This window comes from Lederbergia panacisoli (genome assembly GCF_024626525.1).
Lineage (GTDB): Bacteria > Bacillota > Bacilli > Bacillales > Bacillaceae_C > Lederbergia > Lederbergia panacisoli.
On record NZ_JANJGU010000004.1, the window covers coordinates 1 to 21,187 of the forward strand.

General features: G+C 37.0%; 23 protein-coding genes. 10 read left to right on the top strand and 13 right to left on the bottom strand.

Translation table 11 applies throughout. From position 1 onward, the window contains the following. Nucleotides 1–390: 390 nt before the first annotated feature. From NQ185_RS07275 to NQ185_RS07285, 3 genes are read right to left on the bottom strand one after another with little or no spacing between them, the layout of a single operon-like run. Nucleotides 391–639, bottom strand: coding sequence for a YkuS family protein (locus tag NQ185_RS07275; RefSeq protein WP_257580977.1), 249 nt, complete (start codon nucleotides 637–639; stop codon nucleotides 391–393). A 50-nt stretch (nucleotides 640–689) separates the two neighbouring features. Beyond that, the gene (locus NQ185_RS07280; RefSeq protein WP_257580978.1) at nucleotides 690–2,294 is read right to left on the bottom strand and encodes an ABC transporter permease; all 1,605 of its coding nucleotides are present in this window, start codon (nucleotides 2,292–2,294) and stop codon (nucleotides 690–692) included. After that, nucleotides 2,294–3,181 carry an ABC transporter ATP-binding protein gene (locus NQ185_RS07285; protein WP_257581289.1) on the bottom strand — a complete coding sequence of 296 codons (888 nt, stop codon included), beginning with the start codon at nucleotides 3,179–3,181 and terminating at the stop codon, nucleotides 2,294–2,296. Before NQ185_RS07285 ends, NQ185_RS07280 begins: the two co-directional genes overlap by 1 nt. Nucleotides 3,182–3,335: 154 nt before the next feature. Here NQ185_RS07285 and NQ185_RS07290 point away from each other — a divergent pair, with 154 nt between their 5' ends. Then, nucleotides 3,336–3,932, top strand: a complete 597-nt coding sequence (locus NQ185_RS07290) for a TetR/AcrR family transcriptional regulator (RefSeq protein ID WP_257580979.1) — start codon at nucleotides 3,336–3,338, stop codon at nucleotides 3,930–3,932. Nucleotides 3,933–3,956: 24 nt separating this feature from the next. Here the strand turns inward: NQ185_RS07290 and splB are convergent, their stop codons facing one another. From splB to NQ185_RS07305, 3 genes are read right to left on the bottom strand one after another with little or no spacing between them, the layout of a single operon-like run. Next, the gene (splB, locus tag NQ185_RS07295) at nucleotides 3,957–4,985 is read right to left on the bottom strand and encodes a spore photoproduct lyase (RefSeq protein WP_257580980.1); all 1,029 of its coding nucleotides are present in this window, start codon (nucleotides 4,983–4,985) and stop codon (nucleotides 3,957–3,959) included. Continuing rightward, nucleotides 4,978–5,229 carry a transcriptional regulator SplA domain-containing protein gene (locus NQ185_RS07300; protein ID WP_257580981.1) on the bottom strand — a complete coding sequence of 84 codons (252 nt, stop codon included), beginning with the start codon at nucleotides 5,227–5,229 and terminating at the stop codon, nucleotides 4,978–4,980. The genes splB and NQ185_RS07300 overlap by 8 nt, the downstream gene beginning before the upstream one ends. Nucleotides 5,230–5,286: 57 nt before the next feature. Beyond that, nucleotides 5,287–5,718 (bottom strand): DUF2383 domain-containing protein, encoded by a 432-nt coding sequence (locus tag NQ185_RS07305; protein WP_257580982.1) that lies wholly within the window; start codon nucleotides 5,716–5,718, stop codon nucleotides 5,287–5,289. Nucleotides 5,719–5,860: 142 nt separating this feature from the next. On the opposite strand from NQ185_RS07305, the gene NQ185_RS07310 reads away from it, so the two are divergent. Further along, the gene (locus NQ185_RS07310) at nucleotides 5,861–6,622 is read left to right on the top strand and encodes a class I SAM-dependent methyltransferase (protein ID WP_257580983.1); all 762 of its coding nucleotides are present in this window, start codon (nucleotides 5,861–5,863) and stop codon (nucleotides 6,620–6,622) included. Nucleotides 6,623–6,782: 160 nt separating this feature from the next. Here NQ185_RS07310 and NQ185_RS07315 read toward each other — a convergent pair whose 3' ends face one another. Then, entirely contained in the window at nucleotides 6,783–7,775 is a 993-nt protein-coding gene (locus NQ185_RS07315) for a C45 family autoproteolytic acyltransferase/hydrolase (protein WP_257580984.1), read from the bottom strand. A gap of 51 nt (nucleotides 7,776–7,826) precedes the next feature. Further along, the gene (locus NQ185_RS07320) at nucleotides 7,827–8,468 is read right to left on the bottom strand and encodes a DedA family protein (RefSeq protein ID WP_257580986.1); all 642 of its coding nucleotides are present in this window, start codon (nucleotides 8,466–8,468) and stop codon (nucleotides 7,827–7,829) included. Between the two features lie 195 nt (nucleotides 8,469–8,663). Between NQ185_RS07320 and glcD the strand changes: the two genes are divergently transcribed. After that, entirely contained in the window at nucleotides 8,664–10,076 is a 1,413-nt protein-coding gene (gene glcD / locus NQ185_RS07325) for a glycolate oxidase subunit GlcD (protein WP_257580987.1), read from the top strand. Nucleotides 10,077–10,081: 5 nt separating this feature from the next. Continuing rightward, nucleotides 10,082–11,401, top strand: a complete 1,320-nt coding sequence (locus tag NQ185_RS07330) for a (Fe-S)-binding protein (RefSeq protein WP_373370794.1) — start codon at nucleotides 10,082–10,084, stop codon at nucleotides 11,399–11,401. 33 nt (nucleotides 11,402–11,434) lie between these two features. On the opposite strand, the gene NQ185_RS07335 is transcribed toward NQ185_RS07330, so the two are convergent. Continuing rightward, nucleotides 11,435–11,974, bottom strand: a complete 540-nt coding sequence (locus tag NQ185_RS07335; protein WP_257580989.1) for a hypothetical protein — start codon at nucleotides 11,972–11,974, stop codon at nucleotides 11,435–11,437. 216 nt (nucleotides 11,975–12,190) lie between these two features. On the opposite strand from NQ185_RS07335, the gene NQ185_RS07340 reads away from it, so the two are divergent. Further along, nucleotides 12,191–12,850, top strand: a complete 660-nt coding sequence (locus tag NQ185_RS07340) for a Type 1 glutamine amidotransferase-like domain-containing protein (RefSeq protein ID WP_257580990.1) — start codon at nucleotides 12,191–12,193, stop codon at nucleotides 12,848–12,850. 152 nt (nucleotides 12,851–13,002) lie between these two features. Here the strand turns inward: NQ185_RS07340 and NQ185_RS07345 are convergent, their stop codons facing one another. Next, nucleotides 13,003–13,620 (bottom strand): CPBP family intramembrane glutamic endopeptidase, encoded by a 618-nt coding sequence (locus tag NQ185_RS07345; protein ID WP_257580991.1) that lies wholly within the window; start codon nucleotides 13,618–13,620, stop codon nucleotides 13,003–13,005. Between the two features lie 161 nt (nucleotides 13,621–13,781). Next, on the bottom strand, nucleotides 13,782–14,699 hold the full coding sequence (locus tag NQ185_RS07350; protein WP_257580992.1) for an aminoglycoside phosphotransferase family protein: 918 nt from the start codon (nucleotides 14,697–14,699) through the stop codon (nucleotides 13,782–13,784). Nucleotides 14,700–14,824: 125 nt separating this feature from the next. On the opposite strand from NQ185_RS07350, the gene NQ185_RS07355 reads away from it, so the two are divergent. Genes NQ185_RS07355 through NQ185_RS07365 form a run of 3 tightly spaced genes read left to right on the top strand, consistent with a single transcriptional unit; the run spans nucleotide 14,825 to nucleotide 16,395 of the window. After that, nucleotides 14,825–15,181, top strand: coding sequence for a PadR family transcriptional regulator (locus NQ185_RS07355; protein WP_257580993.1), 357 nt, complete (start codon nucleotides 14,825–14,827; stop codon nucleotides 15,179–15,181). Then, nucleotides 15,171–15,845 carry a permease prefix domain 1-containing protein gene (locus NQ185_RS07360; RefSeq protein WP_257580994.1) on the top strand — a complete coding sequence of 225 codons (675 nt, stop codon included), beginning with the start codon at nucleotides 15,171–15,173 and terminating at the stop codon, nucleotides 15,843–15,845. Before NQ185_RS07355 ends, NQ185_RS07360 begins: the two co-directional genes overlap by 11 nt. Then, nucleotides 15,838–16,395 carry a DUF4825 domain-containing protein gene (locus tag NQ185_RS07365; RefSeq protein WP_257580995.1) on the top strand — a complete coding sequence of 186 codons (558 nt, stop codon included), beginning with the start codon at nucleotides 15,838–15,840 and terminating at the stop codon, nucleotides 16,393–16,395. The genes NQ185_RS07360 and NQ185_RS07365 overlap by 8 nt, the downstream gene beginning before the upstream one ends. A 183-nt stretch (nucleotides 16,396–16,578) precedes the next feature. On the opposite strand, the gene NQ185_RS07370 is transcribed toward NQ185_RS07365, so the two are convergent. Continuing rightward, nucleotides 16,579–17,781, bottom strand: a complete 1,203-nt coding sequence (locus NQ185_RS07370; protein ID WP_257580996.1) for an MFS transporter — start codon at nucleotides 17,779–17,781, stop codon at nucleotides 16,579–16,581. 159 nt (nucleotides 17,782–17,940) lie between these two features. Between NQ185_RS07370 and NQ185_RS07375 the strand changes: the two genes are divergently transcribed. Both NQ185_RS07375 and NQ185_RS07380 read left to right on the top strand, forming a co-directional pair. Continuing rightward, on the top strand, nucleotides 17,941–18,864 hold the full coding sequence (locus tag NQ185_RS07375; protein ID WP_257580997.1) for a phosphotransferase family protein: 924 nt from the start codon (nucleotides 17,941–17,943) through the stop codon (nucleotides 18,862–18,864). 112 nt (nucleotides 18,865–18,976) lie between these two features. Beyond that, on the top strand, nucleotides 18,977–19,717 hold the full coding sequence (locus NQ185_RS07380) for a ThuA domain-containing protein (protein WP_257580998.1): 741 nt from the start codon (nucleotides 18,977–18,979) through the stop codon (nucleotides 19,715–19,717). A gap of 175 nt (nucleotides 19,718–19,892) precedes the next feature. Here the strand turns inward: NQ185_RS07380 and NQ185_RS07385 are convergent, their stop codons facing one another. Next, nucleotides 19,893–21,050, bottom strand: a complete 1,158-nt coding sequence (locus NQ185_RS07385; RefSeq protein ID WP_257580999.1) for an MFS transporter — start codon at nucleotides 21,048–21,050, stop codon at nucleotides 19,893–19,895. Nucleotides 21,051–21,187 lie beyond the last annotated feature (137 nt).

Consider the following 21,187-nt stretch of genomic DNA (forward strand, 5'->3'; position numbering starts at 1 on the left):
TGTGACATACTCTTTAAATACTGCATCATAAGATTTGTACGTTGCCATGTGGAAACACGCCCTTTTGTATGTTATTTATGATTTAAACATACGTCAATTCTGTCGTCCACTATTTATACTACATCCAGTAGAGGATGAGGATTAGTCATCAAAAGGTAATGATTTCGCCATGTGTTGCACCCAATTGAGAGGGAAATCATCAAAAATTAAAGTTTTCCGTCTTGCATTGCATCCAATCGAAACGGAAATGCTCACCAAGCAGGCTTTGCGTTTCGATTCGCACCCAATCGATACGGAAACTCTCACAAAGCAACAAAAGGCAGTACTCGGTTCATAATCTGCAATAATAAAAGAGCTTGGAAATACGCCAAGCTCTTATTCATTCCTAATTTAATGAAGTTTTACTTTATTCTCAACTTGCTGGCAAACTTCTTCCGCTGACAAACCATTCGCATCAATGACGGATCCTTCCATTGATATGTTTTGTATTCCCATGAAATTGGAATCCAGACCTGATACGACACAACAATCTACATTTTTAATATCCGATTCGTTATGAACTGGAACTACTTCGTATCCTTTTTCTTGAAGTGCTTGCTGTACATTTGTCAAAGCCGGTTCGATACCGATTTTAGCCACAAAGCACACCTCCCTTTCCAGTCTAGTTTTCCTGTTTATAATTGAAATATTCACCCGTGAATATCTCGTTTATTGTAAAAAAGGAATCCTATTAGGGACGTGATAATCGCGATTATCGTCAACATCAAAACACTCATAAATTTCATGTCCTCAATTGGAAGCTGTGGAATATAGCCGTACGGTGATAAATTACTCATCCATTCAGGGAATTGAAGCAATTTGCCTAAATAAACAACGATGAATGAGTAAAGCAAGTAAATCCAGGAAAGCCCAGTAAGGCTTGGAGCAAAACCAAGAAATAATACCGCTAGGCCAATCATCACCCCCATTGCTGGAAGATAGACAATCGCCGCTCCGTAAATAGTGCTAAAGGCTATCCCCTCATCCATAACAGCCGCCCCGGCAGACCATAATCCGATGGCAGTCATTGATAGGACGAGAAAACCAATTCCGAACGATACAATCAAATAACTGGCCAAAAGTTTTGTTCGTGAAACTGCACGACTAAGTAAATGTTCAGTACGATTTTTTCCTTCTTCACCTTTTAATTTTAAGATCGCTATTAATGCTGGAACGGTACTTATCATTGCTAATATGGACATGATCATCGATACAAATTGTTCCGTTAAAGAAAAGCCTTCGGTGGGTGTTAAAATATCCTTCAACATGTCAATATCTTTAAAATATGATTCAATATCGCCTAAAACTGATCCGTACGATGCTCCTAAAACAAACATACCTAAGGTCCAAGCGATGATGCCGGTCCGTTGTAATCTAAAACTGAGTCCTAAAGGGCTTTGTAAAAATAACGATGCATGCTTTTTCCCTGGCTTGGATGGTAAAAATCCAGCACCTAAATCACGAAAGGAATTCAAATTGTAAGCAAAGATAAATAAAACAACGGATGCACCAATCGTTAGTAAGATGGGCCACCAATAATTATTCACATATACTTCCGAGCTAAGAATCCATCCAAATGGAGAAAACCAAGACATGGTTTCGTTGCTGACATCCCCAATTGCCCGAATCAAGTATGATCCGCCTAAAATGACAAAACTTAGTCCAATAGTTCCTCGCGAATTTTCTGCAAGCTGTGCAAATACGGCTGTAATGGCTGTGAAAAAAATTCCCGTTACACCTAATGCTGCCCCATATAAAAGTGAGCCATTCAAATCCATGCTCTCAATTTTTAAAGCATACAAACCTATTCCAACAATAAGAGCTAAAAGCACATTCATTCCAATCAAGACCAAAATCGTTGCGCTTAAGTTAGATAATCTTCCAACAGGCAAAGACCGAATTAATTCAATACGTCCTTCTTCTTCGTCTGCTCGTGTATGCCGGGCTACAAGTAAAATACTCATCAAGGCTACAATGATAGCAGTGAAGAGCAACATTTGATGTGCCATCATTGCGCCATTCGTATAATTGTCCAATCCATATCCTTTTCCGACCATTGCAGTCATGGCAGGATTACGCATTGTTTCAGCAATTGCCTGCCTATCGATATCCGTAACATATAAATCTTTGAAGGCAATCGCTGTTAAAAAAGTAACAGAAGATAGAGAAAGCAGCCAAATAGGAATGCGTACACGGTCGCGCCGAATGATAAAGCGAGTAAGGCTGCCCGTCTCGTTATATAGCCTGCTTGCCATTATGCGTCACCTCGAGACCCTTCGTAATGACGCATAAATAAATCTTCTAATGTTGGCGGTGTGCTTTCTAATTTCACAATCCCAAACTGACTGATATATCTCACGACTTCATCTATTTCTTCCGAATCTACTTGGAATGAAAGGGAATGTCCTTTATGTTCAACATCGTGTACCCCTTTTAATTCCTGAATAGCTGCAATTGGTTGTTTTGTTTCAACGACAAGATTCAATCTTGTTAAATGACGCAATTCATTTAATGAACCTGTTTCGATGATTTTTCCTTCACGAATGATCCCAACTCGGTCACATAACTTTTCGACTTCAGATAAAATGTGGCTAGAAAGCAGTACACTTTTCCCAGCCTTTTTAGCATCTATCACGCATTCTTGAAAAATTTTCTCCATTAATGGATCAAGGCCAGATGTCGGCTCATCCAAAATGTAAAGGTCGGCCTCCGAAGAAAAAGCTGAAACTAATGCAACTTTTTGTCTATTTCCTTTTGAATATGTCCTACATTTTTTTGCAGGGTCTAAATCAAATTTTTGTATCAGTTCTTCGCGTCGGCTTTTATGATTCGTTCCACGAAGTTTTACAAATAAATCAATGACCTCTCCGCCTGTCAAATTTGGCCATAAGTTCACATCTCCGGGCACGTAAGCAATCCGTTTGTGAATTTCAACAGCATCATTCCATGCATCTTTACCGAAAATCTTAGCTTCGCCTTCTGTTGCTTTTAAAATCCCGAGTAAAACACGAATCGTTGTAGATTTCCCCGCCCCATTTGGACCAATAAAACCAAAGATTTCACCCTCATTGACTTCTATATTAACACCGTCCAATGCAGTAAAATTTCCAAATCTTTTTGTTAAATTGGATGTTCTTAACATGTTCAATCCACTCACCACTCCCGCAAGTTTTGAAATATTTTACTCTATATAGTTCATAATATATATAAATTGATTGTGTTTCAATATACTTATGAAATATATTTATTGTTTTATTACAAAACTTTCATTAAAATAAAAAATGAGGTGAAAGAGATTGGATGGGTTTACAAGACGTAAAGAAATGAAGAAATCAGATATTCTAAATGCTGCATGGGCACTATTCATGGAATTTGGTGTACAGAAAGTATCCGTCGCAGAAATTGCGAGGAAAGCAAATGTATCGCAAGTGACCATATATAATTATTTTGAAAGCAAGGAAAATTTAGTTCATGAGGTGATCATTTTTTACATAGATAAAGAGTGGTTGGAATATGAACTATTACTTAAAAGCAATGTTCCTTTTCCAGATAAAATTAAACAAATTATTTTTAATAAAAAAGAAACGGCTAATAAAATTCATGAAGATTTTTATCAATATTTTATGAAAGAATATGCTGCAGAGATGAGTTATATCGAAAATCTTTATATTGAAAAGACAGTGCCGAGTTTTATTAATTTATTTAATGAAGGGAAAGAGCAGGGATATATTGATAAGGACTTATCGAATGAAGCGATTTTATTTTATATTCAAATGATGAAGGAACATATGCAGAGAGAGGATGTTTATCAGAAGGTCCTCCCAATGACGGAAGAGTTAATGAATCTTTTGTTTTACGGAATAATGGGGAAAAAAGAGGATGAAAAAAAGTAGGATACGGAACTCAATCCCATATCCTTAAGTAAAGTATTCCATTTTAGCTTCAGGAAAGTACCTTTTCAAATAACCTCCAAGTGTATCTTTTATATCCTCTTGTTCTTCATCCTTATACACATACTTGCCTATGCCGTATTTCCCCCATTTATATTTCCTTTTTGCTTCGTCGAGTTCGAGTTTTGTCATCGGATAGTTTTTTTGAATGACTCGTTTAGCCGGCATCGTAAAGCGATGTTGAATTAATTCAAATGTTAAGTTCTTTTTAGCAAAGCTTGGCAGTTCTGCTTCAAGCTTTTGAAACATTTCCCCATAACCTTCTTTCCAGCCTTCGTGTAAATAGATGGGGGCTACAATAAAGCCAAGCGGGTATCCAGCATTCGCCACTTTAATAGCAGCTTCGATCCTTTCATTTAATCTGGATGTCCCTGGTTCAAAATACTTAATGATATAATCATCGTTAATGCTAAAACGAAAACGAGTTTTACCATTATGGTTTGCATCTAAAAGATGGTCCACATGAGCAAACTTTGTCACAAAACGTAATTTTCCATATTTCGATTGACCGAAATATTCTATCGCTTTTTTTAGCGAGTGAGTTAAATGGTCAACGCCAACAATATCGGACGTACAGGATGCCTCGAACCTTGTTTCATCTGGTGCACGTTCTTCCATATAGCTTTCCGCGGATTCGAGGATCTCATCGACATTTACATATGTTCGTATATACGGCTTACTTCCCATCGTCGTTTGCAAGTAGCAGTAATGGCAATGCCCCATGCAGCCGGTCGCAAAGGGAATGGCATATTCAGCGGAGGGCTTTGACGTATCGAATTTCAATGTTTTTCTAACCCCTACGACCAGCGTTGATTTGGCAATTCTGTATTTTTGAAAATGATTTTCACCAGGTAAATTGCGGATCTGATTATGTGAGGTCGTTTGCCGCGTTTCAATACCCATTTCTTTGAATTTATTGACTAACGTTTTTCCAAGTGGATATTCGAGAGCACCAGGTTCAAAGTAGACGAGTTGAGGAGTAAAAGGTTTAACCATAATAATCCTCAATATCTGCGGAACCGAATGCCTCGTAATATGCTTGTTCTGCCTCTGCCTTTGAGTGGAAAATGGCTAATTCTTCAGAAATAGGGTAGTACGTTTCGTAAAGAAATAGTGCTAATTGATTCGGATGGTTGGGAGTTTGAACGACAGCCGCTTCTTGAATATTCGCAACGTCCTGTGTATGAGGATTCCGATAAATGACATACACAATCTGCCCTGGGTTGTATGTATTTTGCATTTTTTCATCCTGCTTCCATAAAGTGATATGTTTATACTATGTTTAAAAAGATTAACATTATTCAAACATCATGCTGTTTAGCTCATCTATATGCATTCGATCTTCATTCAAATTAGCATTCACAATTTGCAGGCTCTCCCGGTCAAGATCACCTTTAACAATTTCTTCTGTTTTATTAATCCCCATTTCTTGCCCTCTTATGGCGTCCTTTAAAATTTCCTCTGTACTATTAGGAATTCCTTTTATTTTCATCATTCCTTCCATTATTGATAGCTTAAATCCATTATCTTCTACAGGCTTTCCACCTAAATTTTGAATTCTTTCCGCGGTTTTTAAGGCGTGTTGTTTGTGCCCTTGTTGGATCTTTTGCAATGTTTTCCTTACAGTGGGGTTTGATATATTTTGAATGTAATACTCGTATGAATGGATGGCCATATACTCACCTCTGAGATAAGCATTTAGCTCCTTCACTATATTTTCATTGTTCATAGCATCGGTCACTCTCCTTTATAAAGATCGTAAACATGGTAAAAAATAATTATAATATTACTCTTCACTGATTTTTAAAAAATATAACCTTTATAATTAGATTGGAAGCGATTAGAAATTAAAAAAAGAAGGTGAAGGAATGATGTTCAGTCATTACGGGAAACTTTGTACGGAATTTTATGACTTTACAAAACCGGTTGGGAAATCAATCAATGGGGATCTCGAGTATTATTTTGAAAGATTAAAACATGTTAAAGGAAGAATCCTAGAAGCAGGAGTGGGGTCGGGAAGATTTTTAATCCCGCTTTTAGAAAAAGGATACGTTGTAGATGGCTTGGATTATTCTGCGGATATGCTAAAGTCCTGTAGAAGTCGTTGTGAAAATAGAGGGTTAAATCCTGAATTATTCGAAGGTAAACTTGAGGATTTCAATTTACCTTATAAGTACGAAGCGATTATTATGCCTACTGGAACATTTTGTTTGTTGGAAACAAGGGAAGCTGCGATAAATGCATTAACATGTTTTAAAAGTCATTTGTTGCCTGGCGGGAAAATTATTGTAGACTTAGCATTGCCTAAAGATTTTAAAGTGGGTGACATTTCCACAAGTGTCATTTCTCTATCAAATGGAGAAGGAATCACGCTTGAAAGCCAATCAATCGAAATTGACTGGGTTAGGCAAAGGACCGTAACGCATCTTAAGTATGAAAAATGGAAAGAGGGAAGGTTAATAGATACAGAGCTTCAAAGATTAGTAATGAGCTGGTATGGAATCGAAGAATTTAAGCTCATTTTAAATGAAATTGGATTTAAGAATATTTCCATTTCATCGGAGTATATTTATGCAAAATACCCAAAGAATCCGGATGAAGTAATCACATTTGAAGCAGAACTAAAGTCATAGAATTTCGAAGGAATAAGCAAAATGAGGTGGAGATATGATTCATCTTTCCCCACCTAAATTATTTTAGTATCTACACTCTTCTTGGGCGGGATTTGCTGATCGCTTTTTGTATCGCTCTGGTTTATTCGTACGCATATATGGTTCTTTTCCGATTGCTCTTTTAATCGATTTTCATATCAAACGAACGTCTTTCCCCACTTCCAGCTGCAGTAAGTAAGATTTTCATTTCGTTCGGAACATAGGAGACGGTGTATAGTGTGCCAAAAAATTGATCATAGTCCGTATAAAACAAAGGAGAGTCTGTTTTGCTGAACCATTCGTGAAATTCATCCAAGGTTTGTAAGGAGCTGTTTTTTTCTAATGCAGCTAAACGGTCATCTGAAGAGCCAACCCATTTTCTGTTAAATGACTCCATTTTTTCTGTTTGGAATTTGTTAACACAGGCAAGCTCGTTTGGACGGGTTAAAATGTGAACCTGTTCCGGTGAAGACTCAACGACGGCAAAGTTTCCTTTTTGATCTAGTAGAGAGTAATTATAGCATGCAGCATGGGGTAATTTTTTTAATAATTGAACGGCTTCCTCGACATCTTTACACATTTCTAAAACAATCCGCACAATCGTGCTGCAAACAAAGCCTTTTTTATAAAATTCGTTATTAACAAAATGTAAACCGACTACTAGACCGTTTCGATTCATCCCATCCAATCGACCAACTAGAAATTGAGCATTACCGTAAATAATACCGTTCTTAATAAATAGGCCATCATAAACCTTTGGACTGAAATCATAATTTCTTACGTAAAAATCACTTGTTATGAGACTCGTACATCCTAATTCTGCAAGCTGAGGCATGTCATACCCGGCTAGTAAGCGGAGAATTTCCGCTTCAGGGAATCCTGACCCGTCCATTATGCCTTGCAGTTCTTCCAAAAGAGCGGGACAATAAGCGTTTAGAACTTCTTTGACTTCATCAATATTTTGTTGAAATGAATATATCTTTTGTAACTCTTTGAATTGTGTTTGCACCGCTGTTGATTGTTTCAAGATGGAACCTAAAGAGAACCCATTTTCGTAGTAGTTTCCAGAAAGAACTAAAGGGGATAGGGAACAAAACGCCACTCCTCTACATATGAATATAAAAAATATTATCATAATCTATGAAAAGAAACCGGACTTCATTTGCTCAATGAAGTCCGGTTCGGTTTATTTTGAAAATCGTTCTTTTACAACGCCGATAATTGCTGGCAGAACGGATATAAAGATGATGAGCAGGATAACAGTTGAAAAGTTATTTTTGATGATAGGGATATTCCCAAAGAAGTAACCAGCAATTGTACAGAGCAACACCCATATTGCACCACCTACGATATTATAGGTAATGAAATAACGATAGTTCATCCGGCTTGCCCCTGCAACAAATGGAGCAAATGTACGGATAAATGGCATGAAACGAGCGAATATAATTGTTTTACCACCATGTTTATTAAAGAATTCCTCTGCTTTTTCCATTTTTTCTTTGTTAATCATCTTACCGATCCAGCTATTTGGTGGAATCGATGTACCGATTTTTTTTCCGATATGGTAATTGACCGTATCCCCAATGACTGCAGCGGTAAAAAAGACGATCAGGAGTATTGCGATATTAAAAGCACCAACTGCCGCAAAAGCTCCACTTGCAAACAATAAAGAATCTCCAGGTAAAAATGGAAAAACGACGACACCTGTTTCAACAAAGACAATTAAAAATAAAATGAGGTAAGACCATATATCAAATATTTGAATGATGTCGATTAAATGTTCATCGATATGTAAAATGAAACTAATTAAACTTTTTATAATATTCACGTTTCCAAATCCCTTTTAGATAATGTAATAGAAAATGATGTCCAAAACACATTATCACCTTTTTAGGCTAATACCGCAAGTGTCATTATTAGAAGGGGGTATATGAAGACTGAAAGATTTAGTACAATATAAAGTAAGAACATATATTTTTCGAGTCCTTAAGATAGATAGAAAGATAGAAAAGGGTGTGGAAAAATGATTGAAGATCAAATAAAGACTAAGCTGTCCTCCATTGTCGGCAAAGAAAATGTCATCGATTCTCAGGCTGGCCGCCTTGTATATTCATACGATGCTACGCCAAATTACCAATCGATGCCGGATCTGGTTATTGCACCGCGAAATACAAAAGAAATCGCTGAAATTGTAAACGTTTGCCGAGATGAGAAAATACCTATTATCCCCCGTGGATCAGGTACCAATTTATGTGCAGGAACGGTGCCTACAGAGGGAGGGATTGTTCTTTTATTCAAAAATATGAATCAAATCCTCGAAGTTGATGAGGAAAACCTAACAGTAACTGTTCAACCAGGGGTAATAACGCAAGATATGATACGGGAAGTAGAAAAGAAAGGATTGTTTTATCCACCTGATCCAAGTTCAATGAAAATATCAACGATTGGTGGAAACATAAACGAAAACTCGGGTGGCTTACGTGGATTGAAGTACGGCGTAACGGCCGATTATGTAATGGCACTTGAGGCAGTATTGCCAAATGGAGATATCATCCGAACAGGAGGGAAGCTTGCCAAAGATGTGGCGGGCTATAATTTGACACAGCTTCTTGTAGGCTCAGAAGGAACTCTTGCGATCATTACGGAAGCTACGTTGAAACTTATTCCGATTCCAGAAACAAAGCAGACGATGCTTGCACTTTATCAAAGCATGGATGCAGCAGCACGAACTGTTTCTGAAATTATTTCAGCTAAAATCATTCCAGCTACTCTCGAATTCTTAGATCAACCAACATTAAAGGCCGTTGAAGATTTTGCGAAAATTGGTCTTCCAACAGATGTAGAGGCAGTTTTGTTAATTGAACAAGATGGACCTCATGAAATTGTTGCACATGATATGAAGAAAATGGCGGATATATGCACGAAGGAAGGAGCAGTTTCCGTAAAAATTGCTGAAACCGAAGTGGAAGCATTGGCATTAACAGAAGCTCGTAGGTCAGCACTTTCTGCATTAGCCAGACTAAAACCAACGACGATTCTTGAAGATGCGACTGTTCCACGCTCAGAAATTGCTAATATGGTAAAAGCTATTAACGAGATTGCGAAGAAACACAATGTTACGATATGTACATTTGGTCATGCAGGAGATGGTAACTTGCATCCCACATGTCCAACAGATGTAAGGGATAAAGAGGAAATGAAACGCGTAGACGCAGCTTTTGCTGATATTTTTGCGAAAGCGATTGAATTAGGCGGCACGATTACAGGGGAGCATGGAGTCGGTATGATGAAAGCCCCCTTTCTAGAATGGAAGCTTGGAACTGAAGGCATTTTGATCATGAGAGCAATCAAGCAATCGTTTGATCCTCATAATATTATGAACCCAGGGAAGATCTTTGCGAAAGAAACTCGGAAACGGCTGGTGGTTAGCCGATGATTGATATGACGAAAAGAGAAAGGGCGATTCAGGAAGCCTTTAAAGAAAGAATGGATGAAACGGAACTGCTAAATTGTATGCGCTGCGGTTTTTGCTTGCCTGCTTGTCCAACATATATTGAAACTGGATTTGACGAAACGCAATCGCCCCGTGGGCGAATTGCTTTAATGAAAGCTGTACATGATGGTTTGATATCTCCGGATGATGATGTGGAAAAGTCATTGAATCTTTGTCTCGGATGCCGCGCATGTGAGCCCGTTTGTCCAGCAGGTGTTCAATATGGACATTTGCTTGAGGAAGCAAGGGATATATTTAATGAATATAATCGTTATTCTCTTCCAGTAAAAACAGTACGAAAAACGGTGTTTGAAGGAATTTTTCCGCATCAGAATAGGATGGCTAATGCTGTGGGGTTGCTCGGCTTTTATCAAAGGAGCGGCTTACAAAAAGCTGCTCGAAAAATAGGTTTTATGAAGCTTTTTCCTGAAAACCTAAGACAAATGGAAAAGGCTTTGCCTGAAGTGCCTTTGCGAAAGGCGCTGAAAAATAGACCTGCGAACCTTGCAGCGAATACGAATCAAGTAAAAGCAAAAGTTGCTTTCTTTCGCGGGTGTTTAATGGATACGATGTTTATGGAGACGAATGATGCAACGTTAAAGCTTCTCCAAAAAGCAGGATGTGAAATTGTTATTCCGGAGGGGCAGAATTGCTGTGGAGCATTGCATGGCCATAGTGGAGAAAAGGATAAAGCGAAAGAACTGGCTAAACGGAATATTGAAGCATTTGAAAATACTGAGGCAGACTACATCATTGTTAATGCTGGCGGGTGTGGTGCGTTTCTAATTGACTATGATCATTTATTGAAAGATGATCCCGCATATTCCGAGCGTGCCAAAGTATTTACAGCAAAAATGAAAGACATTTCACAAATATTATATGAACTGGATTTCCATAACGAGGTTCCACTTTCCTTAAAAAATCAAATTATTACGTACCAGGATTCCTGCCATCTTCGCAATGTAATGAAAACTTTTATCGCACCTCGAGCACTGATTACGGCAATCAACGGTGCTGATTTTAGAGAAATGGAAAAAGCTGATAGCTGCTGCGGGTCGGCGGGAATTTATAATATCGTAGAGTCAGAAATGTCGATGCAAATTTTGGATCATAAAATGGAAAAAGTCGCCGACACAAAAGCCCACACAATTGTGACAGCCAATCCCGGATGCCTGCTGCAAATGAAGCTTGGGATTGAAAGGGAAGGATTGTCAGATCGCGTACGTGCGGTGCATATTGTTGATTTGTTGTTGGAGGCGTGTAACTAAGAAATTAAAGAATGACGAACATTAATCGATTCGTCATTCTTTTGCTTTTTTTGGCGAAATAAAATAGCTCATTGATATAGCGAAATCTATTCCAAGCACAAGTGTCCAAACTTTTAGAAATCCTGCCAACACTTCTGTTCTGGAAGCATCGTCGATAAAAAATATAAGCCCAACTAAAAAGCCTGCACCTATTATGAACGCAATCACATGTTGCACCCAGCTTTTAAAGTAATGTTTCGCGTAATCCATTCCATATTGTCGTTTGGGCTTTGGACCTTGCTTCGTAATGTAATATTGAAAGCGAATATCAGCCCATTGAATCATACTCTTACCAAAGGCAATCGAGACACCAATATAAATTGCAGCAAGTGCATGCGCAACTGTAGCAGTAGCGCCGCGATAAAGATCCACGCTCGTCGCAATTAATAAAATTAAATCAATAACCGGGGTTAAGGCTAAGAGGATTAACCCAAGTTTCTTAAGTTTCAAAATATATCTTGTGACAAGTCCCAAAATAATCAATACCCAAAAACCAATTTCACTCGCAACAATTAACCAAGCTACTGAATTCAAAAAAACACCTCATTTTTCAAGTTGCTTATTAAACTAGATTAGTAATATAACAATGGGTAACTAGTACATAGTTTGATATACTTTATTACATATAATGCTAAACACGGAACCATATTCCTCATTATAATGATGAAAGTTGTAATATGGAAAGACATCGAGAATAAATAATTCGCTAAAAATATTAACTTTATTGATGAATGAAAGTAGGTGGAAATAATGGACAAACATTTATTTCTTTTCGGTGGCGGACCTCCGTTCACCTTAAACATGGCAAAGATATTTGTAAGGAAAACTTCTCACTCGAAAGAACCGATCTCCATTTTATTCGTTGAAAGGGACGGCTGGGAGGAATATATGCCGGTTTATACGCAAACATTGGAGAACTTAGGCATAAACGATTTTCATTACTTGCCTCTTCCTAACACACCAATTGAGCAAGTGATCGAGTGTCTCACCAAAAGCTCGGGTATCATTATTGGGGGAGGGCATACGAATTTATATGCAGAATATATCGTTGAAACTGAAATCTCAAAAATTATAAAAGAACGATATGAATCAGGTATCCCTGTTGCCGGATTTTCAGCAGGAGCGTTAATAAGCCTAGAAAAATGCATTATTTCCCCTAAAGATAATGAACAAAATGAATTTCAACATCGAAGAGGTTTGGTGCTACTATCAAATGTATTGATAGCTGTACATTTTTCTGAATGGAATGATGAAGATCATTTAAGAAATGCAGCCAATCATTTTAGCGGACGGGTGAATTATGGAATTGATGAACATACGGGTATGTATTTTTTAAACGGACAACTTGAATCAACTGAAGGTAAGGGTGTTTATCGTTTAGAAAATGGAATGATAAATAAGATAAATTAACAAGATTTAATACCCAGTTGGAAGGTGCATACGCCAACTGGTTATTTTATTTGGCTCTTTTCCCAAACATTGTTGCCATTATATGTAAATCTAAATAACGAGAAATATGTGAACGCAGCGCAGCACATAGTAACCCAAAATAAATAAATATCTTATTTTAGAAAATAATTTGAAATATTGAATATCCCATGTAGTAAAATGCTTGGATAAACCGATTCTGTTTTTTGACGAATCCAAGAAAAGATTAATCCTAGTAAAAATGTAAACACGCCATATGAAACTGCATTTGTCATTGTACTACCATTTGCCAAAGATCCTAAAAAATGAATAGTACCGAAACCTACGGATGAATACCAAAAGCCAAACTGTTTTTGGACAAACCCTCTCCAAAATAGTTCTTCTGAAATGGATACAAAAAACAATTGAAATAAAATCGTACTTAAAGAAGGTACGTAAAATTGCAAAATTCCTTTTGAAAAATAATCAGCCAACTTGGTGAGAAAAAGAACACTAAATGAAATTAAACTATACCAAATCAAATTTTCTTTCCATCTGCCCAATTTTAATCCCAATTCTCTTACTTTACTTTTTGTTAAACTACCAAGCAAAATAAATAACAGAAGATTAAAAGAAACGCCAAGGTAATTCCATTCCCATACATCTCTTTGCCATTCCGCCAAGCTAAAACCATTTATGGAAATGAACGTTGGAACCGAAAGACACAAAAATAATGCGATAATTAAAAGGAAAAAATATGTTACTTTCTTCAAGCTAACATCTCCTGTTATAAAAAGTAATTTGTCATCAATCTATTAATTGAAAATGGGAAAAGAGCTACGCAGGTAAATAAGAACCGCTAAACTACCTCATTAGCGTCCAAGCCTGCTCTTGGGCTTTTGCAAAAACAAACTTTAAGAAAATAGCCTTTTATTTAAATAGAAGAAAGTTTATCTTTTATCATTTCATATGCCGCTTTATCTTCCTTTTTTGCAAAAAATCTCAGACCATCTATCCCCTTAAAAAGCATGCCGCACTTTAATCGTTCTCTAAAAAAAGGTATATCTTCACCTACATTATTCCAGGCATGGCGAAAAACTTTAGGAATTTCTAACTGTGGAGCCCAGAAGTGTAGGTTAGCAAGATCGAACATAAAGTCCCCATACATAGCCATCTCCCAATCAACAATGCCGGTAATATTCTTGCCGTCCGATATAATATTTCCTGTATGGAAATCTCCATGAACTAGATACTTTTCCTTAGGTGCATACCATGACAAATCCATCATCATTTCGTAATAATAGTTAAAAACCTCTTTTTCTAAAAAACTATGATCAAAGAGTGTATACCAATCCTTCCAAAACCCATCCTGTTCTTTTTGAAAAAACGATTCAATATATTGTTGCCACGTATTAAATGCTCCTTTGCCATCATGGTTGATAGCACCATACCTCTCAGAAGAATCTACTGGGATTTCAGTAATTTTTTTATATTCAATAGCTAGTGAAGGTAAAATTCTCTTAATTTCATTTTCCGGATAGGCAACCAACGACTGACCATTAGCTTTTTCAGATATTGAAAAAAATATATCATTTAACTTACCATTTCTTTCAATTCGTGGAATGGGGATCCCTAACTTTGATAGTTTTTGATACAAATACTCGTCTTTTCTAAACCGTTCGCCATTGTTATTAAAATGAATAACATAAGCTTTGCCTTTATATTGATAACTAAAGACTTTGCTCAATTCTCCGAAGTTAATGAACTCAATATTAGAAACAGAATCTTCCATTATATTTTCTATTATTTTCTGTGCAGTATGTAAATCCATATCTAATTTAAAAGACTTCATTATTCTATCCACCTCTTTTCTCCCTGATTATACCAATTATGAATGGTTAATTGCGATTTTTTTAAAAATTACTTCATCACACATAGTAGTATGTGTTACAATGCAAATTGAGAGGAGGGTTTTTTATGAATAAAGCTACTCCCATCAGCAGTGATTTAATTCGTGGTCATATTGATACGATTATTTTGCGTGTTTTATCTGAAGGGGATAATTACGGATATGAAATTATTAAAACCATTTTTGACCAAAGCAATGGAACATTTGAATTGAAAGAGCCATCCCTCTATACAAGCTTAAAAAGGTTGGAAAAACAAAAATTGATTTCGGCTTATTGGGGAGACGAAAGTCAAGGTGGAAGGAGAAAGTATTATAAAATCACACATGCTGGAAAAAGGGCTTATGAAGAGGCAGTGGATTTATGGCTTGATGCAAAGGTATTAATTGATCTGCTCATTGTAAAAAGAGGTGAAAATGATGCATGAATTAAGGGTGTACGTGGACCATTTATTTAGAAAATATAATCATCATCCAGATAGCGATGATTTGAAGGAAGAAATCTTAGGGAATTTGGAAGCAAAAGTTTCGCATCTTGTAGCAGAAGGATTAGATGAAAAAAGCGCCATAGAAAGAGCAAAAAGCAGCATCACCAATATAGATGATTTAATTGACAGTAATGTCACGGTCAGAATCAATCAATTCAGGTTTAAAGCTTATCAAATTGCTTTTTTATTTTTAATTGTAGCCTGGATAATCACGATTCCATTTACGATAGTTGGAATCGGAATTATAGTTAATTTCATGTTATTTTTAGTTGTCCTTGCACTTTTTGTCGTCTATTTGTTTCTAGGAAAAACATTAAATCAAGAAAAAATTGGACATCTGAACATTGTGTCCTTCATGAAGACAAAGAAAGTAGTATGGGTACTATGGGTTCTGTTTATCATCATTACTTGGGGTAGCTTAACAGCGATATTGTTTGGGAGCAATCTTTGGTTTGCGAGGCCAATTCATATAGACGGCCCCTACCAATTCGGTATATTAGTCGCAAGATATGCATTGCCATTTATTTCAATCATCATTCCACTCATATTTACAGCTTGTGGGAAAATAATTGCACATTTTGAAGTGGGGGGGCAACATGAGTAAACTAGGAAAATGGATTTTCGGGTTATTTGTCCTTGGTCTAATTCTATTTGCCGTCGTTCAATTCGTAGTAATTCCGAAGCAGAACGCAGCTGCGGAACAGTATTTAATTGATCAAAGGAAACCACTTACACATGATTTGGAATATATAAAGCCATATAAAAACCCCTATATGGGAAATGCGTCAAATATCACACAGCTTTTTAGACATCTACCATTACATGATACTTTGCAAGATTTTGAACTAAAATCCGATGATCTAGCGGTAATCGTAAATTTCAATAAGGGGACGACTGACATCAATCAACAACTATTAAACCAATCCCTTATCTACAACTCTACCGCCGCTTTTGCTTTAATTAAGAACCTTGAAAAAATTGAATATCATTTTCTAGATAAAACAATTGAAGTGGATAGAGAAAGTATTGAAAGCCATTATGATCGTTTTAACAAATTGACCGAGAGTACAGATACATGGAATGAAAAGGTGCGAAATCCTTTAAAGAAAGACGAGTATGTAGAGGGTTTTATACAATCGATAAAAAATGAATAAGAGAAAGAAAGAAGCTATACATATGGTTTCTTCTATATTCAAAAATATAAAACTAAAAGTATTATGCCGTTCGAAGTCCAATCCCCATATTACTCCCAAGCGCATCTGTGTTCAAAAGGATGTTGTTGAAAAAAATAAAGGGGCAATCGAGATATGACCTCGATGCCCCTTTATTTTGAGTTTTTAAACTGTGGCTTTTTCAACCACTTCATTAGTTTCTTTTCTAAAGTAAAAGATAGCTCCCATCAGTACCACAAGAATGAACCCGAATAATACAAGAGCCCATAACGTAACAGATATCGGGAATCTGTCTATTAATTCACCTGCTATTTTAGGAAGGAAGGCTCCGCCTAAACCGCCCATCGCAACGAGTAAGCTTGTCGTCCATTCCTCTAGACCTGCGGAATTCTCATTAATGATCAACAAGCCAATAGAGAATATTCCGCCCATTAATAATCCGGTTAAAAAGATAGCCGCATAACTTATGATGGCCGAAGGCGATACGGCAAAAATGATTAAAGCGAAAAATTGGCCGATACAGCTAATAATGAAAAGTTTTGTATAACCAATTTTATCAATAACGAATGTCATACAAAGTCTACCAATTGTCATAGCTAACCAGAAAACCGTTATGCTCAATGCGAGGGATGAAGCATCTAAATTGGTTGTTTTACCTAAAATCGTTGGTAAATAGTTTGGAAGGACCATTTCGGTCCCAACATACATAAAGAAAAAGAAAGCTCCGATAACCAAAAGAGGAATTTGTTTCCGAGGATATTGATTTCTACTCTTTTTCTCTTTATTTTGTGTACGTACTTTTACCTGCTTTTTTAAAATAGTATCCATTTCTCCAAATGAAAGGAAGAACCAGCCAATCAAGGTCACGCTAGTAATGATGGCAACGACTGTGAAAGAAGCATTCCAAATGCCGTTCATAATAAAAAATGCAGAAATGATTGGAATGACTAACGCACCAACCCCAAAAAACACTTCAGAAAGTACAAGGGTGGAGGCCTTTTTTTCTTTCAAATGGCCGACGATAAGTGCTGCCACGACGGTCTCTGCAATCCCTATTCCAGCCCCGCCAATAGGAGCAGTGAATAATAGGATATTCCAATTAGATACGAAACCAAGTATAAATTGTGAAACTGCAAAACAGAGTAAAGCTAGGGAAAGGGTGTTTTTGCGACCTATTGTCTTTACAAACGCCGGCGCAAATAATACTCCCGCTAGAAATCCTAAGAACTGATTCATTATGAGCTGACCGCCGTCCCCATAATGAATGCCGTATGAATCCACCATTGGTTCAAGAACGGTTCCAATGATAATATGGCCAAAACCATTCAAGCAGTAGATGAGGCAAGCAAAAAATACAAATCTCTTCATATGATTCTCCTATACTTATTGATGTCCAAGTTATCTTATCAATTAAGGTGAAAAAGGTCCATAAAAGAATTTTAAACAGCAAATGATAAAGGATTGTATGAACATGGTATTGAATTAACATATAGAACAAAATTAGAGATGTAAAAGGATGGTTATACGATGGAGTCAGTAACAAAAAAGATATTGCCTGAAGAAGTACAAAAGTGGGTCGTACATTCAATTAATCCAAAAGCTACGATTGAATCTATTAGTCAATTAAAGGGCGGAATAGCCTCTCGTGTTTTTAAAGTTGGACTAATGGAGAATGAGGGGATAAACGAGTATGTGGTCCGTTTACATTTCGCTGAAGGCTGGAATGAAAATACTCCTGATTTAGTCATTAATGAAGCTGAGAACCTCCGCTTTACAAAGCTAAAAAAACTTCCGACACCGGAGATCATTGCGATTGAAGAGACAAAGACTCTATTTGGTTCTTATGCTTTAATCATGACCAAGCTTGAAGGCAAGGTTGTTCTAGAGCCCGATCATATGAAATCTTGGCTAAGTGAACTTGCTCGAACGCTTGTGCAAATACATAAAATAGAAGCAGATTTTCCGCGTTCTTACTATACATACCAGGACCCTAATACATTCGAGATTCCTGCATGGTCGGGCTTAGAGGAAGAATGGAAAAAGGTTCTTACCATTATTAAAGGACAACGTCCTGAATTCCAGGAGTGTTTTATCCATCGAGACTACCATCCAACTAATGTGCTATGGTCAGGAAATTCTGTGAGTGGAATAGTAGACTGGATCAACGCGTGTAAAGGTCCTGCTGGCGTGGATGTTGGCCATTGTCGAGTCAACCTTGCCCAATTGTACGGGGTAAAAGAAGCGGATCTATTCTTATCTTATTATCGACAGTACTCTGGTCCAAAATTTGAGTATGATCCATATTGGGATGTCATTTCGCTCGTCGATTTTCCTTTAGAAGATCCCGAAGTATACCCAGGATGGACGGACTTAGGTTTTAAAGGATTAACGGCCCAAATAATTAAAGAACGTTTGGAAGCCTATATGGTAAGTTTAATTAATCGTTTTTAAAGAATTTTGACTTAATTTAACGGTTAAACAATGTACAGAAATTAGTATGTTTGTTAAAATGAAGATAGCTTAATTGATAAATTTTTACATTACATAGTAGGGAGTGGGATGTATGAGTAAAAAAGCACTGATTGTTTGGGGTGGCTGGGATGGCCATCAACCGGAACAGGTCGCGGAAATATTTAAAGGAATTCTAGAAGAAGAGAATTTTAACGTAGAAGTTTCTAATTCACTAGATTCGTATGCCGACACAGAAAAATTGAAAGCGTTTGATTTAATCATTCCACATTGGACAATGGGACAAATTAAGAACAGATCGGCTCTCAATATTTCTGAAGCCATTGTAAGCGGTGTCGGTTTAGCGGGATTGCATGGTGGAATGTGTGATTCGTTCCGAAATAATGTGGACTGGCAATTCATAACAGGTGGGAATTGGGTTGCTCATCCTGGAAATGATGGAATCGAATATATGGTAAATATTAAACATTCATCCAGTCCGCTTTTAGAAGGAATCTCAGATTTCAAGGTTGTCAGTGAGCAATATTATTTACATGTCGATCCAGCGGTAGAAGTATTGGCAACTACACGTTTCCCTGTATTTGAAGGTCCTCATTCAACGAATAAAGCTGTAGATATGCCTGTTGTATGGACAAAACGTTGGGGAGCGGGACGCGTTTTTTACTGTTCTTTAGGACACCAAGCAGATATCGTGGCGATGCCGAAAGTAACAGAAATTATGAGAAGAGGTTTCCTCTGGGCTGCTGAAGGAAAAACCCTTTATAGTGAATTGGGAGCGAAATTATCAGAGGGAAATGTTCGTTCTTATACAGGAATGGGAGATAGCCCGGACTGATAAGGCTATTTTCTCATTCATTGTTTCTAATTACTATGAAATTTAACGGCGAGAAATTAGATTCTGTTCAAATAGAATAATCCAACCGAGAAAAGAGCTGTCTAGGTGCAAGTCACTTATGACAGTTCCTTTTTTTATTAATTGAGGATAAGATAATTAAAAAGTGGAGCTGCCATTACGACAGTTCCACTTTTTTTGGCTGAGCTGTATTTTTTAGGAGAATCATCATGGATGCTGCTCCAATTAATAAAATCCCTGTAAAAAGAAAACCTTGATTTGCGGTTAAATTTAATAATCCGGTCAAGCCAGAGCCAACGACAACACCAATTGAAAAGAATGCGTAGAAATATCCATATGCTTTTCCACGATGTGTTTGTTCTGTTGCTTCGATTAAAAGGGAATTAAGGGATGGGAATAGAAAGGCAAAGCCAACTCCATAAATTCCCATTACCGTATATAAGAATGGAATACTATAGCTAACACTTATTAAAAGCAAGCCCAATCCCATTGCACCCATTCCAAATGTTGCGGTCTTCACAGGTTTAATGATGTCAAATAAATTGTTGATTGGCAAAACAAAAACAAGAATTGCGACGACACCAAACGTACTTAAAAGGAGCCCACTCGTTTGAGAATCCTGTCCAAGCCCCATTACTTTTAATGGAAGCATATATGCGAGAACCCCCTGAGAAAACATTAAGAAAAATGCTCCGGTAAAAGCTCTCATGATAAGAGAATTTTTGAAAAAAACCCTCACTGATAAGGTATCTGCTTTACCTTTACTTTCTTTTCGGATAACTTTGCTTCTCAAGAAAATCAAGGAAAGAATTCCTAGTAAAATCATAAAAAATGCTGTTACACTTAAAACCGTCGTTTCGCTAGACTTACTTGCAACAATCCCGCTAAATGCTGGACCAATCACAGCCGCTAGTCCGACAAACGCTCCTGAAAGTGCCGCACCTTTCCCCTTTTTTTCAGATTTCGCAGAATTTGCTAAGTAAGTGAAAGCAGCTGGTACAATTAATCCTGCAGCTAAACCATGTAAAAAACGAATAAACAGAAGAGACCATGCGTCAATGGCTAGAAAATAACAAACGAGCATTATTCCAGTAAACAATAAACCGATTAACAATATAACAAAAGGACCTCTTTTATCTGTTAAAAACCCCGAAATGACATTTCCAATAGTATTGGAAAATGAATACATCCCGACAGCCAAGCCCGTTAAAAAAGGTGTGGCTCCAAGTGACGTTGCAAGAGGAGTCATAATCGGCAGCTGGGTAAATAAATCAAAAAATGAAAAAAAGACGATCATATAAACGAATATCCGCATAAATCTCCAATACTCCTATCCCCGTAACCTATTTCTATCATCTCTTTTTAAGTACAAATAGGCAAGTGGAATGTTTTGCTGGATATCTCACTATAAATTATTTTTTATACTGTTGACCCATCAACCTGACAAGGGTA

Bases quoted from the DNA above. Each gene is read 5' to 3' on its own strand.
- NQ185_RS07280 (WP_257580978.1), bottom strand. From the start codon at position 2,294: ATGGCAAGCAGGCTATATAACGAGACGGGCAGCCTTACTCGCTTTATC.
- NQ185_RS07285 (WP_257581289.1), bottom strand. From the start codon at position 3,181: ATGTTAAGAACATCCAATTTAACAAAAAGATTTGGAAATTTTACTGCA.
- splB (WP_257580980.1), bottom strand. From the start codon at position 4,985: ATGGTTAAACCTTTTACTCCTCAACTCGTCTACTTTGAACCTGGTGCT.
- NQ185_RS07300 (WP_257580981.1), bottom strand. From the start codon at position 5,229: ATGCAAAATACATACAACCCAGGGCAGATTGTGTATGTCATTTATCGG.
- NQ185_RS07305 (WP_257580982.1), bottom strand. From the start codon at position 5,718: ATGAACAATGAAAATATAGTGAAGGAGCTAAATGCTTATCTCAGAGGT.
- NQ185_RS07310 (WP_257580983.1), top strand. From the start codon at position 5,861: ATGTTCAGTCATTACGGGAAACTTTGTACGGAATTTTATGACTTTACA.
- NQ185_RS07315 (WP_257580984.1), bottom strand. From the start codon at position 7,775: ATGATAATATTTTTTATATTCATATGTAGAGGAGTGGCGTTTTGTTCC.
- glcD (WP_257580987.1), top strand. From the start codon at position 8,664: ATGATTGAAGATCAAATAAAGACTAAGCTGTCCTCCATTGTCGGCAAA.
- NQ185_RS07330 (WP_373370794.1), top strand. From the start codon at position 10,082: ATGACGAAAAGAGAAAGGGCGATTCAGGAAGCCTTTAAAGAAAGAATG.
- NQ185_RS07340 (WP_257580990.1), top strand. From the start codon at position 12,191: ATGGACAAACATTTATTTCTTTTCGGTGGCGGACCTCCGTTCACCTTA.
- NQ185_RS07350 (WP_257580992.1), bottom strand. From the start codon at position 14,699: ATGAAGTCTTTTAAATTAGATATGGATTTACATACTGCACAGAAAATA.
- NQ185_RS07355 (WP_257580993.1), top strand. From the start codon at position 14,825: ATGAATAAAGCTACTCCCATCAGCAGTGATTTAATTCGTGGTCATATT.
- NQ185_RS07360 (WP_257580994.1), top strand. From the start codon at position 15,171: ATGATGCATGAATTAAGGGTGTACGTGGACCATTTATTTAGAAAATAT.
- NQ185_RS07365 (WP_257580995.1), top strand. From the start codon at position 15,838: ATGAGTAAACTAGGAAAATGGATTTTCGGGTTATTTGTCCTTGGTCTA.
- NQ185_RS07370 (WP_257580996.1), bottom strand. From the start codon at position 17,781: ATGAAGAGATTTGTATTTTTTGCTTGCCTCATCTACTGCTTGAATGGT.
- NQ185_RS07375 (WP_257580997.1), top strand. From the start codon at position 17,941: ATGGAGTCAGTAACAAAAAAGATATTGCCTGAAGAAGTACAAAAGTGG.
- NQ185_RS07380 (WP_257580998.1), top strand. From the start codon at position 18,977: ATGAGTAAAAAAGCACTGATTGTTTGGGGTGGCTGGGATGGCCATCAA.
- NQ185_RS07385 (WP_257580999.1), bottom strand. From the start codon at position 21,050: ATGCGGATATTCGTTTATATGATCGTCTTTTTTTCATTTTTTGATTTA.